General features: G+C 34.9%; 14 protein-coding genes and 1 other RNA gene. 8 read left to right on the top strand and 7 right to left on the bottom strand.

Translation table 11 applies throughout. The features are described 5' to 3' along the window. Positions 1 to 72: 72 nt before the first annotated feature. Positions 73 to 466: a transfer-messenger RNA gene (gene ssrA / locus ACIEHO_RS03940) on the top strand. A gap of 64 nt (positions 467 to 530) precedes the next feature. Here ssrA and ACIEHO_RS03935 read toward each other — a convergent pair. The 3 genes from ACIEHO_RS03935 to ACIEHO_RS03925 all read right to left on the bottom strand — a co-directional run bounded on the left by ACIEHO_RS03935 (position 531) and on the right by ACIEHO_RS03925 (position 1,708). Beyond that, positions 531 to 800 (bottom strand): hypothetical protein, encoded by a 270-nt coding sequence (locus ACIEHO_RS03935; protein ID WP_406968887.1) that lies wholly within the window; start codon positions 798 to 800, stop codon positions 531 to 533. Positions 801 to 998: 198 nt separating this feature from the next. Then, complete coding sequence (locus ACIEHO_RS03930; RefSeq protein WP_406968885.1) at positions 999 to 1,385, bottom strand: rhodanese-like domain-containing protein; 387 nt, start codon at positions 1,383 to 1,385, stop codon at positions 999 to 1,001. Between the two features lie 5 nt (positions 1,386 to 1,390). Beyond that, complete coding sequence (locus ACIEHO_RS03925) at positions 1,391 to 1,708, bottom strand: rhodanese-like domain-containing protein (RefSeq protein ID WP_406968883.1); 318 nt, start codon at positions 1,706 to 1,708, stop codon at positions 1,391 to 1,393. 202 nt (positions 1,709 to 1,910) lie between these two features. Between ACIEHO_RS03925 and ACIEHO_RS03920 the strand changes: the two genes are divergently transcribed. The 7 genes from ACIEHO_RS03920 (at position 1,911) to ACIEHO_RS03890 (ending at position 11,622) form a co-directional block, all read left to right on the top strand. Further along, positions 1,911 to 4,067, top strand: a complete 2,157-nt coding sequence (locus ACIEHO_RS03920; protein WP_406968881.1) for an OstA-like protein — start codon at positions 1,911 to 1,913, stop codon at positions 4,065 to 4,067. A gap of 1 nt (position 4,068) precedes the next feature. Further along, entirely contained in the window at positions 4,069 to 5,256 is a 1,188-nt protein-coding gene (locus tag ACIEHO_RS03915) for an aspartate aminotransferase family protein (RefSeq protein WP_406968879.1), read from the top strand. Between the two features lie 153 nt (positions 5,257 to 5,409). Beyond that, positions 5,410 to 6,798 (top strand): tetratricopeptide repeat protein, encoded by a 1,389-nt coding sequence (locus ACIEHO_RS03910; RefSeq protein ID WP_406968877.1) that lies wholly within the window; start codon positions 5,410 to 5,412, stop codon positions 6,796 to 6,798. 51 nt (positions 6,799 to 6,849) lie between these two features. Beyond that, on the top strand, positions 6,850 to 7,767 hold the full coding sequence (locus ACIEHO_RS03905) for a DUF368 domain-containing protein (RefSeq protein ID WP_406968875.1): 918 nt from the start codon (positions 6,850 to 6,852) through the stop codon (positions 7,765 to 7,767). 2 nt (positions 7,768 to 7,769) lie between these two features. Then, positions 7,770 to 8,786 (top strand): DUF368 domain-containing protein, encoded by a 1,017-nt coding sequence (locus ACIEHO_RS03900; protein ID WP_406968873.1) that lies wholly within the window; start codon positions 7,770 to 7,772, stop codon positions 8,784 to 8,786. Next, the gene (locus tag ACIEHO_RS03895) at positions 8,783 to 9,523 is read left to right on the top strand and encodes a shikimate dehydrogenase family protein (protein ID WP_406968871.1); all 741 of its coding nucleotides are present in this window, start codon (positions 8,783 to 8,785) and stop codon (positions 9,521 to 9,523) included. The genes ACIEHO_RS03900 and ACIEHO_RS03895 overlap by 4 nt, the downstream gene beginning before the upstream one ends. Before the next feature lie 101 nt (positions 9,524 to 9,624). Then, positions 9,625 to 11,622 carry a DUF349 domain-containing protein gene (locus ACIEHO_RS03890; RefSeq protein ID WP_406968869.1) on the top strand — a complete coding sequence of 666 codons (1,998 nt, stop codon included), beginning with the start codon at positions 9,625 to 9,627 and terminating at the stop codon, positions 11,620 to 11,622. A 10-nt stretch (positions 11,623 to 11,632) separates the two neighbouring features. On the opposite strand, the gene ACIEHO_RS03885 is transcribed toward ACIEHO_RS03890, so the two are convergent. The 4 genes from ACIEHO_RS03885 to ACIEHO_RS03870 form a co-directional block, all read right to left on the bottom strand. Beyond that, the gene (locus tag ACIEHO_RS03885; RefSeq protein ID WP_406968867.1) at positions 11,633 to 14,158 is read right to left on the bottom strand and encodes a T9SS type B sorting domain-containing protein; all 2,526 of its coding nucleotides are present in this window, start codon (positions 14,156 to 14,158) and stop codon (positions 11,633 to 11,635) included. A 173-nt stretch (positions 14,159 to 14,331) separates the two neighbouring features. Beyond that, a complete protein-coding gene (gene mazG, locus ACIEHO_RS03880) occupies positions 14,332 to 15,105 on the bottom strand; it encodes a nucleoside triphosphate pyrophosphohydrolase (protein ID WP_406968865.1) in 774 nt (257 codons plus the stop codon). A gap of 112 nt (positions 15,106 to 15,217) precedes the next feature. Then, on the bottom strand, positions 15,218 to 15,757 hold the full coding sequence (locus tag ACIEHO_RS03875) for a DUF4252 domain-containing protein (protein WP_406968863.1): 540 nt from the start codon (positions 15,755 to 15,757) through the stop codon (positions 15,218 to 15,220). Positions 15,758 to 15,766: 9 nt separating this feature from the next. Further along, complete coding sequence (locus ACIEHO_RS03870) at positions 15,767 to 16,327, bottom strand: DUF4252 domain-containing protein (protein ID WP_406968861.1); 561 nt, start codon at positions 16,325 to 16,327, stop codon at positions 15,767 to 15,769. Positions 16,328 to 16,352 lie beyond the last annotated feature (25 nt).

Genomic DNA, 16,352 nt, shown 5'->3' with positions numbered 1-16,352 from the left:
AATTAGGATTTATGAATAAACAAATTCAGGATGAATTCAATTACTTAAATTAAAAATTTACTATTTCATTAAGGGGTCGACTGGTTTTGACAGCGAGATTAATTAAACGGTAAGCACGTCGTGTAATGGTTTTGAGACACGTAAAAGGCTAGACCAAATTTTAAACGGCGAGAATAACTACGCTTTAGCTGCGTAATCTGAATTATAGTAGGATTGGCCTCGGTACACAAGGTGTACAAGCTAAATGTCTCCGGAAAGCCTTAGTTAGTGGCGTTCCTTTTTGAGGCATCGTAAAAATTAACTAAGATATGGTAGCGCTTTGATGCCATTTCGAGATTTAGAAGCTAAGTTGTAAGTAGGTTGTCTTTAACCAGCTTGCAATCGAAAAACCAAGAAAAGAATAAACGTGTAGAAGGCTCTTTGGTTACTTGTTTGGACGAGGGTTCGAATCCCTCCGACTCCACAGAAATTAAAAAACCCGTATAAATTAACATTTATACGGGTTTTTCGTTTAGAAGGAATTAAGTGGACTAACTAACTCGTTGCTTGTCTTTCATTTTTTCAAGCAGCATTAATTCGCGCTGTATTTCTTCTTTTCTTTTATTGAACTTTTCAACTTTTTCGTCGACAGTAGCTTGATGAGCCAAACGCCTTAGACGTCTCGCTTCTTGTTTCTCCTGCTCCTTCTTTTTCTGCTGTTTCTGACTCATTTTTTCTCGGTAAACCGATAGATACGAATACCCATACATACTTAAAAATAGCAGGGCTATTATTCCTAAAATCACGAATCCGCTTTCCATATTTTTTAAAATTATTAATTTAAAGACTTTGATAACTGAAAATATGTCAAAAATCATTTAAGTATTTTGCTGTTAATTAGTAAATGTTAAATAAAATTAAGAAATATGCACCCTAACCTAAAATAAAAAAGGTGAATTACTGAAAAAGTAGTTGAATGTTAATTACGCCACAAATTTACAGTAAAAAAAAGGTTTAGTTTAACGAGAAACTTTAAAACCTTTTGATTCCCAGTTTTTAATTCCGCCGTCCAGACTGTATATTTTACCAAAACCAAGTTTGAGGAATTCTTCAATACTTTTACCGCTTCGTTTTCCTGAACGACAATACAAATAAACTGGTTTTTCTTTGCTTAAAGAACTTATAAGTTCAACGAATTTCTCGTCAAAAAAATTGTAGTTCTTAGAGCCTTCTATATGCGACACTTTAAATTCTTCTGGAGTTCGGACATCAATAAGTTGAACACTATCCGACTCCGATAAAGTATCGTTAAGTGTTTCAGGTTCGATTAAGTATTCTTTATCTACTGCCGATTGGCAATTCATAATAAAAACTGACAGAAATGCAAGAAGCCAGACCCGTTTCATAAGTTTTAATCTTTATCTACAACATCACCTGTCCAGTCCAATATACCACCTTCTAGGTTATATGCATTTTCAAAACCTAATTGTTCCATAATTTGACAAGCTTTACCACTACGGTTTCCAGAACGACAATACACATAATAGTTCTTGTTTTTATCAAGGTCTTCAATCTCGTTTATAAATTCTTGACCTTTATAAATATCTATATGAATGGCGCTGGGGATAATTCCATCAGCAACTTCAGCATCTGTTCTTACATCCAAAACAACAGCATTATCATCGTTTGCCAATTGTTCCGCCCATTCTTCTTGAGTTAAATCTTCCATGTATTTTAAAATATTATTTTCTGCAAAATTAGTACATCTCTGTCTATAGACGAAAAAAAAACATATCAATTACACTTGCCAATTGCCTTAATAATGTATTAAAACTTTTATTTCTTTATGAATTAAAAAAATAAATCGTTTTTAGTTCTTCCATCATAAAACCTGATTTTAATCGTTATTTTTGCGACAAATATTTTATCTTTTGAAAACATTCTTCCGTTTATACTTTTTGGCAATTATTAGTTTTGTTTCAATAACAATCTCACATGCCCAAGAAAAAAGAAAAATAGAAATTAAGTATTCGGGTTTTTTAAACACCGATGAAGAGCAGTATCCTGGAGCAAAAGTCTTAACACGCGATGATTCCCAACAAGTTCATATTGAGCATAGCGGAACAGACATGTGGTGTGACAAAGCCATTCATTACAGCAAAGAAAATTTCATCGAAGCCTATGGCAACGTCAAGATAAATCAGGGCGACACTATAAATATGACATCCAAATACGTTGAATACAGCGGTATTACAGAATTGGCTTTTGCACGTGGCGATGTGGTTTTAACCGACCCGAATTCTGTTATTACATCAGACACCCTATATTTTGATAAATTAAACGAGCAAGCCTTTTATAAAAGTGGCGGTACTGTTGTTAAAGACACTACCGTTACTATTACCAGTAAAATAGGAAGGCATTATATGAATATGAACAAGTTTCAGTTCGTTGATGACGTTGTTCTGGTTAGTGAAGAATCTACTATAAAATCAAACTTTTTTGATTTTTATTCTGATACTGGTTACGCCTACTTATTTGGCCCATCAACCATTATAACCGAAACTAGTGAAACCTACTGCGAAAAAGGTTTTTATGATACTGAAAACAGTGTAGGATATGCCCTTAAAAATGCTGAAATAAATTATGACAACCGCATTATTGAAGGCGACAGTTTATACTTTGATGATGCTAAAAGTTTTGCTTCGGCAACTAATAATATTAAAATTACAGACACTATAAACAATAGTATAGTAAAGGGCCACTATGCTGAGGTTTTCAAGGAAAAGGATTCGGTCTTTATCACGAAACGAGCTTTGGCCATTACCGTTCAAGAAAACGATTCCATTTATATACATGCCGATAAAATTATGGTTACCGGCAAACCAGAAAACAGAATAATCAATGCTTATTATAAAGCGAAGATGTATAAATCGGACATGAGCGGAAAGGCAGATTCTATTTATTCCAATCAAAAAACGGGTATAACGAAATTTATAAATATTCCGAAGTTTTCAACGGGCGACAAATTCTCGGTGAAACGAAAACCTGTATTATGGAATTTGGAAAACCAAATGACTGGCGATACCATTCATTTAATTTCCAACAACGAAACTGAAAAAATTGATTCTTTATTGGTATTTAATAATGCCTTCATTATTAGTCAGGATACCATAAGCAAAACAGGCTACAACCAGATTAATGGTATGCGACTAGTTGGCTTGTTCAATGATGAAAACCAGCTACGAAAGGTTGATATAATCAAGAACGCACAATCTATTTTCTATGCACGTAACGACAAACAAGAACTTATTGGAATTGATAAGGCTAAATCCGGTAGTATTGAAATACTATTCTCCAATGGCGACATAGATGAGTATTCTAGATTTAACCAAGTGGATGGTAATTTGTACCCTGAATCGAAATACCCAGAAAACCAAAAATTACTTAAAGGATTCGATTGGCGTGAAGAAGAACGACCAAAAAGCGTAGAAGATTTATTTAGGGACGACGAACCTTATAATATGCCCGTTATAAAAGGGCTGGACGATTATGTGCCTCAAGACGCCTTTTTCAATGAAGCCATGATGGAACGTATTGAACAGGCTGGAAAAAATAATTTTGAAAATAAGGCGGCGCGGAACGTTCCCGCAATAGACTCTACACGAATTAACTTATTAAAATCATATCAAGATTTAAGTTTAAATGACTGGAAAAAAACCAATATTAGAACTGAAAAAATTGTTTCGCCACAACCTACTAACCAACAAAACGCTATAACAAAACTTACTTCTACAATAGAAAAAAATGGTTATATCTATTTGAAAGATATTGAGAGTGATATCAATATAAAATTTTCTATAATAGCCAGGGGAAAGGGAAACATCAATATTATTATTCGTGATAATGAAAATCAACAATCCAATATTACAAATCAAAACTTTAAGCTTACTCCATTATGGAAAACGTACTCAATAAAATGTAAAAAAACAAACCCTCAAAATAAAATAACTATAGTTATAGGTGACATCGACCAGGATGAAGACGTTTTTGTACAAGGTCCCGAATTAATTGAATTTTCTGAGGAATAAGATGAAGGAAGATTTCCTAAAATACCAGGCACAAACTACGCCACACCCGTTGGCCATGGAAATCTCCCATGCTGAAGGCTCTTTTATTTATGACTCTAACAACAAAGCGTATTTAGATTTTGTCGCTGGCGTATCGGCCACGCCATTGGGGCACAACCATCCCAAAGTGATTAATGCCATAAAAGCACAATTGGATAGGTACATGCATGTTATGGTTTATGGTGAATACATTCAAAAACCTGCTGTTGATCTAACTAAGCTATTAGCACAACATCTTCCTTCTTCTTTAGAGAAAACATACTTAACCAACTCGGGTACCGAGGCCATTGAAGGTGCTTTAAAACTAGGAAAACGTGCTACAGGCAGAAGTGAAATTATTGGGGCTAAAAATGCCTATCACGGTAACACGATGGGATCGATGAGTGTTATGGGGTACGAAGAACGTAAACAAGCTTTCAGACCATTGCTGCCTGATGTAAAGTTCATTAATTTTAACAATGAAAATGAGATTGACCAAATTACTAAAAAAACAGCCTGTGTTATATTAGAAACCATCCAAGGAGGTGCTGGTTTTATTGAGCCTAAAAAAGGCTATCTTAGAAAAGTTCAAGAGCAATGTACTAAAGTTGGGGCTCTTTTTATTTTAGATGAAATCCAACCAGGTTTTGGGCGTACAGGGAAACTATTTGGTTTTGAAAACTACGATTGCATTCCGGACATTTTAGTTACCGGAAAAGCTTTGGGTGGCGGCATGCCCATTGGTGCATTTACAGCTTCCAGCCAACTTATGGATTTATTGAAAGAACATCCTAAATTAGGACACATCACTACTTTTGGCGGTCATCCAGTAATTGCCGCTTCGGCATTAGCTACACTGACCGAAATAACAGAAAGCCATTTAATTGAAGAAACGCTTACTAAAGAAAAATTATTCAGAAAACTTTTGATGCATCCTTTAATTAAGGAAATACGAGGTAAAGGCCTTATGCTTGCTCTAATTTTACCTTCAGCCGAAATAACAAATCAACTCATTTTAAAATCCCAAGACCTTGGGTTAATACTTTTTTGGTTGCTTTTTGAGCCAAAAGCAGTAAGAATAACTCCACCTTTAACCATATCAAATAGCGAAATTGAGCAAGGTTGCCGTATAATTATCGATGTTTTAGATGAAATACATCAGCAAAAATAAACACATAACCTATTGATTTTCAATTGAAAAACTCTGAAAAAACATATAATTGGCACGAGTGTTGATTACTTTGTTAAAAACATTTGTTTAAATTTTAAGCAAAAAGCAAATAGAACGTTAAATTTATTCGAGTAGAATCCCACAAATGTGCGTATGGAGTTTAGTCATAACGACAACAACAATTTACCGCTTACCAAGTTTGAATCAATGTTGAAAACAAATCATGTTTTGTTCTTTGATTCAGAAGAGTTTGAAAACATTATTCACCATTACCTCAATCAAGGTAAAACAGCCTTGGCTAAAAAAGCCATTAAGCTAGGTTTGGGTCAACACCCTACTTCAGTTAACTTAAGGCTATTTAAAGTTGAAGTTTTTGTTTTTGAGGATAAATTTAATGAAGCGAATGACTTACTAAATGAGTTGTATAGCATTGACCCAAACAACGAAGAAATTTACATCCAAAAAGCCAATATTTTTTCTAAACAAGACAATCACCAAAAGGCCATTGATGTACTGAAACAAGCATTAACACTAACGGAAGATGTAGTGGATTTATACTCGCTAATTGGGATGGAATATTTGTTCCTTGATGAATATGAAAATGCAAAAGGCTATTTTATGAAATGCTTAGAGGCTGATATTGATGACTATTCTGCCCTTTATAACATAATTTATTGCTTCGAATTTTTAAACCAACATGAAGATGCCATTTCATACCTTAATATCTTTTTAGATCAAAATCCTTATTGCGAAGTGGCTTGGCACCAATTAGGTAAGCAATATTTAACCCTAAAAGAACACAAAAAGGCTTTGGCTGCTTTTGATTTTGCCATAATATCTGACGACACCTTTGTAGGCGCCTATCTTGAACGAGGCAAAGTTTTAGAAAAATTAAAACGCTTTGAAGACGCCATAGAAAACTATACCGTTACGTTAAAATTAGACGACCCCACCTCATTCGCGCTATTACGTATTGGCCACTGCCATGAAAAGTTACAAAATGATGAATTAGCCTTACAGTACTATGACAGGACAGTTCACGAAGACCCATTATTAGATAAAGGTTGGATTGCCATTACCAAATTCTACAACAAAAAAGGTAATCTGCAAAAAGCGCTGTACTACATCAATAAAGCTCTAAATATAGATTCTGAGAATGTAATTTATTGGAAACTGTATTCGCAAATCAACCAAAGACTGAATTTTTACGAAGAAGCTGAACGCGGTTTCAAGAAAACATTGGAATTAGGCAATTACGAACTAAACACTTGGCTATCTCGCGGAGATTTACTCATTAAATTAGGTGAAATAGAGGCTGCTATCTTTAATTTCGAACAGGCAATGGACTTCTATCCAGAAAATGCGGAAATCGAATACCGTTTGTCCGGCGCATATTTCACACTTAACCAAGACAACAAGGGTACATTTCACTTAAAAAATGCTTTGAAAATTAACGGAGAATATGCGTTTATTCTAGACGAGCTTTTCCCGAATATCATCAATAAAACAGCGGCAAAAAACTTACTTAACACAAAACTTTAACTAAACGTTTAATTAAAATACATACCTTTGGTTTTTGCTAAAAAACCTATGATGCAAAGACGTTTAAAAGACTACCTTATTATATCATTTAAAGGACTGGCCATGGGTGCTGCCGACGCGATTCCAGGAGTTTCAGGAGGGACAATCGCCTTTATTTCTGGCATTTATGAAGAATTGATAAACACTATCAGCAACATCAACATTTCACTGATAAAAGCCCTTTTCAAAGAAGGCATAAAACCATTTTGGCAACAACTTAACGGCAACTTTTTATTAGCCTTGTTATCGGGTATAGTAATCAGTTTTGTTTCATTCATGAGGCTGGCCAAATACCTCTTGGAGTATCATCCTATTTTAATTTGGTCGTTCTTCTTCGGACTTATTGTAGCCAGTATTTATTTTGTTGGGAAACAAGTCACCAAGTGGAACATGGCAACAGTTATATCTTTTGTTATTGGCGCTGTAATCGCATTTTACATTAGTAAATTACCTTCATTGGGCACAAACGAAAGTTCTTGGTTTTTATTCTTGGCCGGTACTATTGCTATTTGCGCCATGATTTTACCGGGTATTTCAGGCTCGTTCATACTCATTATTCTCGGGGCATATAAAACACTAAGCAACGCCATTCATGATATTGACATAAGAAAATTACTTATTTTTATTTCAGGCGCAGTAATTGGCTTACTTAGTTTTAGTCGCGTTCTAAAATGGCTATTTAAGCATTTTCATAATGCGACATTGGCTGTTTTAACCGGGTTTATCTTTGGATCATTAAATCGGGTTTGGCCATGGAAAAACACCATTACTTGGCACACCAACTCTAAAGGATTAAAATCACCTTTGATTCAGGAGAGCGTTTCCCCAATGGCGTTTGAAGGGAATAACCAATTAGTATTTGCCTTTATTCTCATGATTTTGGGTTTTTTAACTATTTTTATTCTTGAAAGACTAGGTTCCAAAAAATAAACATGCAAAGTACCAGAACATTTAGCGATAAACTTTTTTTAATCCTTAAAGGATTAGGTATGGGGGCTGCTAATAAGGTTCCTGGGGTTTCTGGAGGCGTTGTAGCTTTTGTTGCTGGCTTTTATGAGGAGTTTATTTATTCGTTAAAAAAAGTAAACGGTAAAGCCTTCAAACTACTTATAAATGGGCGCTTCAATAGTTTCTATCGCTATATTAACGGAAGGTTTTTAGGATTACTTTTTCTAGGCATGGTAGTTAGCTATTTTAGTGTTTCGAAAGCCTTAGATTACCTAATTAAAAACTACGAACTTTATGTTTGGAGCGTTTTTTTCGGAATGATTATTGGCTCAATATATTACATTAATAAAGATTTTAAGGATTGGAATTATAAAACCTATACCGCCATAATCGTAGGTATTATATTGGGTGTAGGTATTAGTTTTTTGAATCCTGCTAAGGAAAACGATAATTTATGGTTTGTTTTTTTCTGCGGAATTATTAGTGTATCAGGCATGACACTTCCAGGGTTTTCAGGGTCTTTTATCCTAATTCTTTTAGGAAATTATGTATTGCTTTTGGTGGATTCGGTGAACGCCCTTTACGATACGTTTTCAGATATTTTTAGTGGGGATTTCAGCTTTATTGAAAATACCGAGCGCATTAGAATGCTAACCGTATTGACCGTTTTCACCATAGGCTCCGTCACTGGCCTGGTTACATTTTCACACCTGCTAAGTTATATTTTAAAACATTATAAAAGTATTACCCTAGCCTCTATTATTGGATTTATTATTGGATCGCTAGGCGTCGTTTGGCCATGGAAAAAAACTATTTTTAAAACGGGAAACGACGGTGGTTTTATATTAGATTCAACAGGACAAAAAATCGTAAAAAACTACCAGCGCTTTTTACCAGAAGTAAATACAGAAACCTATTATGCCATCGGATTTGTAATTTTAGGCATTGCCATTGTTTTGGTATTAGAGTGGTACGGACAAAAAACTAGAAGAATAAAATGAACAAATTAGGACTTTTAGGAAGAAACATTTCATATTCATTTTCAAAATCTTATTTCAAAAAAAAATTTGAAAATGAAGGTATTCAGAACACTTCTTATGAAAACTTTGATATTGAAAACATCGATTTATTTCCATCAATCATAAAAAACACTGAAGACATAAAAGGGCTTAACGTTACTATTCCGTACAAAGAACAAGTGATACCTTTTCTTGACAAGATTAATAAAAAAGCAAAAGCTATTGGCGCTGTCAATACCATAAAAATGACTAAAAAAGGTAAATTGGTGGGCTATAATACCGATTGTTATGGTTTTAAAAAATCATTAAAACCACTACTAAGAAAACATCATAAAAAAGCACTGATTTTAGGAACAGGAGGCGCAAGTAAGGCTGTGGCTTATAGTTTGGACGAACTAGGAATTTCATACCACTATGTGTCGCGTACTCTAAAAAAAGGCGTAGCATTTAGTTACGACACATTAACCGAAGACGACGTTAAAAATCACCAAATAATTATTAATTGTTCGCCCGTTGGCACATTCCCAAATGTTAATGATTGTCCAAGCATTCCTTACCATTCAATTACCGAAAATCATATTTTATACGATTTAATTTACAATCCTGCAGAAACCCTATTCTTAAAAAAGGGAAAACAACATAATTCAAAAACCATTAATGGCCTGAAAATGCTAGAGTTACAAGCAGAAAAAGCATGGTCTATTTGGAACTTGGAATAAAATTAGCTCAAATCAATTAAAACTTTTTTATACCCTTTGTAAATACTTTACTTGTTAGTATCTTTAAGGTTCTTATATAACGAACCTTAACATTTTTTAAAATGTCTGATATTAACAAACCACAAGACGCAGAAGAAGTTGATAAAACGAGTTCAAACGAAAATTTATCTGAATTGGATACCACCCAAATAAATGATAAAACTTCGAATGTAGAATCTGAATCTAAGGAAGAAACCAAGCCTATTTCCGAGGAAAATAATGCAAAAAACCCTAGCGATTCAACTGATTCTGATTCGAATGAAGACGACAAGGTTTTGAATGAAATTGACGAATCAAACGCTGAAGATGCCGAAGACGAGGGTAATAAAGAAAGACATACCATAGAAGTTAAAGCCTACGATACCATGTCGTTGGAAGCACTCGCTATTGAATTGGAAAAATTGTTGAAAAATGAAAAAGTTCAAGCGATTCGTAACCACGTTAGCCAAATAAATTCAGAATTCAAAACAAAGTTTCAAGCGCTATTAGACGAGAAAAAGGAAGATTTTGTAAATGACGGCGGAAACGAAATTGACTTTTATTATTCTTCACCGGTTCAAAAAAGGTATAAAGATGCCTATAGAGAATACAGAAAGAAACTCAATGATCACTATCAAAATTTAGAAAAAAATCTAAAACAAAATTTAGCCGATAAACTCGAAATTATAGAGGAGTTGAAGGGCTTAATTAATGTTGAGGAAAATATAAACACCACCTACAAACACTTTAAGGAACTACAAGAACGTTGGCGAAATACTGGGCCTATTCCAAGGGACAAATACAACAACGCTTGGAATAGTTACCACCACCATGTAGAAATATTTTACGACTTTTTACATTTAAACAGAGATTTGCGCGATCTGGATTTTAAGCACAATTTAGAAAAGAAACTACTTATTATCGAACGCGCTGAAGAACTGGCGAAAGATGATAACATACAAAGGTCTTTTAGGGAACTTCAAGAATTGCACAAAATGTGGAAAGAAGAGCTAGGTCCAGTTGCGAGAGAACATCGTGAAGAAATTTGGGAGCGTTTTAAAGCTGCAACCAAAATAATTAACGATAAACGCCAGCTGTACTATAAAGAAATAGATAAAGTTTACGAAAAAAACTTAGAGAACAAGTTAGATATTATTGACAAAATCCAAGCCGTATCCTCCCAAGAGGGGAATACGCATGGTGCTTGGCAAAAAAGAATTCGCACTATTGAAGGACTTCGGGAAGAGTTTTTTAACGCCGGTAAAGTTCCTATAAAAGTCAATGAAGATACTTGGTCCAAATTTAAAGAAGCGGTAAGAACGTTTAACAGGAAAAAGAATGCTTTTTACAAAGGGCTAAAAAAGGAACAGTACAAAAACCTAGAATTAAAACTCGATTTAATTAAAATTGCCGAAGACAATAAGGAAAGTGAAGATTACGAAACCGTTACACCTTTGATGAAGAAAATACAAAGCGAATGGAAAAAAATTGGGCATGTACCAAGGAAAGACAGCGACAAAATCTGGAAACGCTTCAAGGCCGCCTGCAATCACTATTTTGATAGGATTCATGCCAAAAGAAATGCAGCCAGCAAAGAACAACTTGACGCTTTTAAAAGCAAGAACGACTTTTTAGCTTCGTTGAAAGATTTAAAATTACCCGACGACAAAGAAAAAAGCTTAAACCTTGTGAAACAACAGATTGCCGAATGGCAAAGTTTTGGGAAGGTACCCAACGATAAGCGCTACATAGAAGGCAAGTTTCAAAAAACCATTGACCAACTTCTTTCCAATTTGAAAATTTCTAAGAACGAAATTGAAATGATTAAATTCGAAAATAAATTGGATGTTCTCAATGCTTCTGACAATAATAGAGACTTGGATAATGAGCGTTCATTTATTCGCAAGAAAATTGATGAGGTGAAAAGTCAAATCAACCAACTTGAAAACAACCTACAATTCTTTACCAATGTTGACGACGATAATCCTGTGGTTAAAGAAGTTCGGGACAATATTAAATCGCATAAAGAATCTCTAAAAATTTGGAAAAACAAGCTGAGTAAAATCAAGGAATTGTACTAAGCTATTTTGGTCATCTTATCAAACTAAAATGACCACGATAGGTTTTCATTTCTCCAGAAATTTTGATTAACTCGGCTACAAACCAGTAATCTGAGTTTGGCAGGTATTGACCCTTAAATGTGCCATCCCACGAACCATTGGCTCTAAATTGTTTAATAAGTTGTCCGTAGCGATTATATATAGTAATCTTTGAGGCGTTAGTATAATCTGCTCCCAAGCCTTCAACTTTCCAAATATCGTTTTGACCATCATTGTTTGGCGTAAAAAATTTAGAAAAACCCAATATATATATTTCAATAGGAGGAGTTTCGCCACAGCCATTTTTATCTCTAACGTGAAGTATGTATTCTCCTGGTTTCAATTGATTAAAAAATGGGGAGTCTTGATAATTGCCACCGTTTAATGCAAATTCATAATCACCAATACCCAAATTATTATTCGTATTGTTTATAGAGATACTGTTATTTTCTGAGGCATCGGTAATGGTAACATCATCCAAATCTATATTTGCCCTTGCAGATTCTTTTACAGAAAAATTAACCGGCTCAGATTTACAGCCTAAACTTGAGGTTGCCAAAACACTATATTGCCCCCCCGAGGAGACCTCAACATAAGGCAAGTCACTTATAATTTGTCCGTTGGAATCAAACCATTGATAGGTGTAATTTTCAGCTTCATTATAGGTTGTCAACAAAACAGGACCTTCTTCCGTGCAATACGTCTCACTATTATCAACTTCAAACTTCGGTTCTTTATAAACAGTTAAATGTAAGGCAGGGCTAATACCAAAACAATGGCCATTATCTTCACTCTCTATACGAACATAAATTTCTTGATAAAATGCCTCTTTATTGATGTATGAACTTGGCTGTACTATTTCATTTACTTCCAATTGAGCATCCTGGGCATTTTCAAAATAACGTACACTTAAATTTTGACCTGTCGGAAATTGAGCCAAAAATGACGAGGAAATTTGCGTTAAATCAAATTCATGAAATCCATCAAAAATACCGTCGTCATCACAAGTATTTAATTCTTCAAAATAACCGATTGGGAACGAGGTTGTTGAAACCTTTAGATTAATCGTAGAAACTCGATAACATCCTTTGGAATCTTCAACCCGCGCATACACAGGGTTATTTTTTTGATTATTAACTGATGATGTCATAGGGTCATTTCCAATTTCGGCATCATTAAAAGTTGGATGATAGGAAATAGTAACATTTGATTCTGATGTGATATAGGGCGTTATTTCAGATAGATTAAACTCGGCAAAGCCATCCGCGACACCATCCACATCGCAATTTTTAAAATCAATCGAAGGTTCAGCAAAAGGCGGTTCATCTACTACAATGTTAAAAGAAGTTTCTGTGAGGCAGGAATTATTCATGGTATTCACAATTTTCACATAAATTGTTTGTCCACCTGCCACGGTGTTTATAAAATTATTTGGATTAGGTATAGGACTACTGTAAATGTCGTCTAAAAAATATTCAAAATAAAAATCTGATGGATTATTGCCGTTTAACAAATCCTGTTCATTAGTAGTTAAATCGAAATTGGTACGACCATTGGCATCGTTACCATCACTTAAATCGTCACATTCTGAATCCGTTAAAACAGGTGATAAAGGTGACACCACAGCCAAAGCATACAAATTTGTACTGGTAGATATATTTATAACTGGATCACCAGGCATGCCACCGTATTCTACAATGTATCCCTTCGGGTTATAGGGTCCTGGTCCATCTCCTGCTATTCTCAGGTCATTCCATGCTCCAGGTCTCCCAATAGAAGGGTCGGTAATATGTAAATAATCTTCACCTCCTCCTCCCCAGGCATTGTCAGGCTGATTAACGTTCCAATTTGCATAATTTGGTGATGACCCCATATTCCCTCCATTCCAAAAAACGGTTCCAGCTTCTGGTCCTGTCACCCATTTCCAAACCCCTTCTGTCTCTAAGTCTGTAGCGCCCAGCCATCCTGCTCCCGAGGCTTGCTCTCCAGCTAATTGATCTTCCTCAGGATAAAGTATTGTCGCCAAATAACCTTGTAATCCAAAATAAGTTCTGGCTTCTGCTTGTAGTTTTGCATCGGGCCACGAAATACCATTACTTGGCACAAATTCATAATAATGATCTGTTAGCGGCAAATAATTAGCATCACCAATAGTTATTGAAAATACTTTATCGTTTGGTTGAATACTAGAACTTTGAAAAACAATATCCTTTACGGCCGCAATCAAATCTACATACCCAACAGGGCTGGAAGCTATACCGCGTAATGTTAACTTGCCTTCTACTGCGCTCCATGAGGTCGTAATATTAGGATGCCCCGCAGGAAGCTGCAGTATATCATTACCTTGTTCATATCCGGTTGAAATCTGTATATATAATGCTTCAATTTCGGTATCATCAGGATCTACAATATTGAAATCTGTAACAATATTAATCTGGTTTTGTGGACAATAAGGCTGGTTACCCGTAGCTGTTAATATTGGCGCTATATTCTGAGACCAAGCACATTGGATTAACAAAATCCACAATAAGAATTGAAAAATGGAAAAATATGTTCGTTTGATAAACAACTGCTATTAATTTGCCTAAAGAAAACAAATATTTATTAAATACGGTACCAATTGGAAATGTTTAAGGCGAACAACAAGAATAGTACGATTAAGAGCCTGTTTAAATTTTTATGATAATAGCCCTAAAGGCTTTTGGCTTCTTCCCAAAACACATCCATTTCGGCCAATGTCATATCTTTTAATGGTTTATTGAGGCTTTTAGCCTTACTTTCCAAATATTGAAATCGTTTTGAGAACTTTTTGTTCGTTCTTTCTAAGGCGTTTTCTGGGTTTACATTCAAAAACCTAGCATAGTTTACCATGGAAAACAATACGTCGCCAAACTCGCTTTCAATGGTATCGGCATTACCACTTTTCACCTCAACCTTAAATTCGTTTAGCTCCTCTTCTACCTTCTCCCAAACTTGGCTAGGTTTTTCCCAATCGAAACCAACACCAGCTACCTTTTCCTGTATCCTATTCGCTTTCACCAATGCGGGCAAACTTTGTGGAACACCTTCCAGAACACTTTTTTTGCCCTCTTTAAGTTTTAAGTTTTCCCAATTTCGCTTTACGTCGTCTTCGTTTTCAACCTTTACATCGCTATAAATGTGTGGATGCCTACTAATCAATTTATCGCAGATACTGTTACAAACATCGGCAATATCAAAATCATTGGTTTCGCTGCCTATTTTCGAATAAAAAACAATATGCAGCAACACATCGCCCAATTCCTTTTTTACTTCTTCCAAATCATTATCTAAAATTGCATCGCCCAACTCGTAAGTTTCCTCTATGGTAAGATGGCGAAGTGTTTCCATGGTTTGTTTTTTGTCCCATGGACATTGCTCTCGAAGTTCGTCCATGATGGTTAACAATCTGTCAAAAGCTTTTAATTGATCGGCTCTGGAATTCATGATGAAGTGTTTTGGCAAAAATACAATTATTAATTGCTTTTTAGATTTACGCAAAATAGAAAAAGGCAGCCTAAAAATCAGCTGCCTTTTTGTAATTAACATTTACTATAAATTACTTAAAGAAATTCATAATATTTTCAATTTCATTTTCATCTATGTTGGCTTTTTGCATGGCATTTATTAAGGTTATCATTTTTTCGGGATTCATACCGTCTCCCAGAACCCTAACAATTCCAAAACCCAAATCTTTAGAATTACCGAATACCACAACCTCATCAGCTTCATCATCACCTATATATTTCACCACAATCCTGTTGCCCTTGTCATTAAATTCCATCAAGTCATTATACTTACTATTGCTTAAAATGGTTTTTACTTTGGCAAGTTCAGTGTTATAGGATTCTAAATCAGTTTCGCTGACTTTATATCCTAAAAAATTCAATTTATCAACCGATTCGTAAGCTTCGTTCTGTTCTGGCGTGAAATTAGATTTATCTATGTTTACCATAGACAAAGGAAAATCTTGCGATATAAAATTTTTGTTTTCTTGGTTATCTACATAATAACGCTGCAAACTCACCTCATTACCGCAGCTTAATAATAAAACTGCGGTAAATAATGTGAATACTAAATATAAAACTGTTCGTTGCATGATTGACGATTATTTATTTTTCTCAAGGTGCTGACCTCCAGGAATGTTCATTTTATCGGTAAGTTTTGATATTTCATTTAAATCGATATCGCCTGTTAACGATACAACTACTGTTTCGATTTTACGCTCCTTACCGTTAATTTCAATTTTATCATCCATAACCTTGTCTATACCGTTAACGAAAATTAAAAGCTCCTTAACATGGTCGGCATCTTTACCTTCCTTCACGTAGAAGTTTACATTGGTGCCGTCATCCCTAACTTCCATCAACTCCTCTAAACTACTTGAGCGTGATTTCACCCATTTGGCTATATCGCCAGAAATAGACTTGCTATCTGTTACAATAGTCTTAAAACTGGTGATGCTTTTTACCATGTCCATATAAGCCTTGGCTTCGGCATCATCGGTATCGATACCTATTTTGGCTATCATCTGGAACATTTTGGGTTTGATGTTTACATAAGTCACATCGTTGTTGTCGCTGTATTTTTCAAAAATATCCTTTTGTGCCAATGCCGTTAATGGTAGCAATAATAGGGCCATTGCGATTATTAATATTCTATTTTTCATGATTCTTGTTTTTAAGTGATTTAAT

It is taken from the genome of Flavisericum labens, assembly GCF_045446075.1.
GTDB lineage: Bacteria > Bacteroidota > Bacteroidia > Flavobacteriales > Flavobacteriaceae > Flavisericum > Flavisericum labens.
The sequence above is the reverse complement of the archived record's forward strand: the minus strand, read 5'-3'. Positions and strand labels throughout refer to the sequence as shown.

Excerpts from the sequence above, each read along its gene's own strand:
- ACIEHO_RS03875 (WP_406968863.1), bottom strand. The coding sequence starts at position 15,757 with ATGCAACGAACAGTTTTATATTTAGTATTCACATTATTTACCGCAGTT.
- ACIEHO_RS03930 (WP_406968885.1), bottom strand. The coding sequence starts at position 1,385 with ATGAAACGGGTCTGGCTTCTTGCATTTCTGTCAGTTTTTATTATGAAT.
- ACIEHO_RS03895 (WP_406968871.1), top strand. The coding sequence starts at position 8,783 with ATGAACAAATTAGGACTTTTAGGAAGAAACATTTCATATTCATTTTCA.
- ACIEHO_RS03915 (WP_406968879.1), top strand. The coding sequence starts at position 4,069 with ATGAAGGAAGATTTCCTAAAATACCAGGCACAAACTACGCCACACCCG.
- ACIEHO_RS03890 (WP_406968869.1), top strand. The coding sequence starts at position 9,625 with ATGTCTGATATTAACAAACCACAAGACGCAGAAGAAGTTGATAAAACG.
- ACIEHO_RS03925 (WP_406968883.1), bottom strand. The coding sequence starts at position 1,708 with ATGGAAGATTTAACTCAAGAAGAATGGGCGGAACAATTGGCAAACGAT.
- ACIEHO_RS03910 (WP_406968877.1), top strand. The coding sequence starts at position 5,410 with ATGGAGTTTAGTCATAACGACAACAACAATTTACCGCTTACCAAGTTT.
- ACIEHO_RS03905 (WP_406968875.1), top strand. The coding sequence starts at position 6,850 with ATGCAAAGACGTTTAAAAGACTACCTTATTATATCATTTAAAGGACTG.
- ACIEHO_RS03935 (WP_406968887.1), bottom strand. The coding sequence starts at position 800 with ATGGAAAGCGGATTCGTGATTTTAGGAATAATAGCCCTGCTATTTTTA.
- mazG (WP_406968865.1), bottom strand. The coding sequence starts at position 15,105 with ATGAATTCCAGAGCCGATCAATTAAAAGCTTTTGACAGATTGTTAACC.
- ACIEHO_RS03870 (WP_406968861.1), bottom strand. The coding sequence starts at position 16,327 with ATGAAAAATAGAATATTAATAATCGCAATGGCCCTATTATTGCTACCA.
- ACIEHO_RS03900 (WP_406968873.1), top strand. The coding sequence starts at position 7,770 with ATGCAAAGTACCAGAACATTTAGCGATAAACTTTTTTTAATCCTTAAA.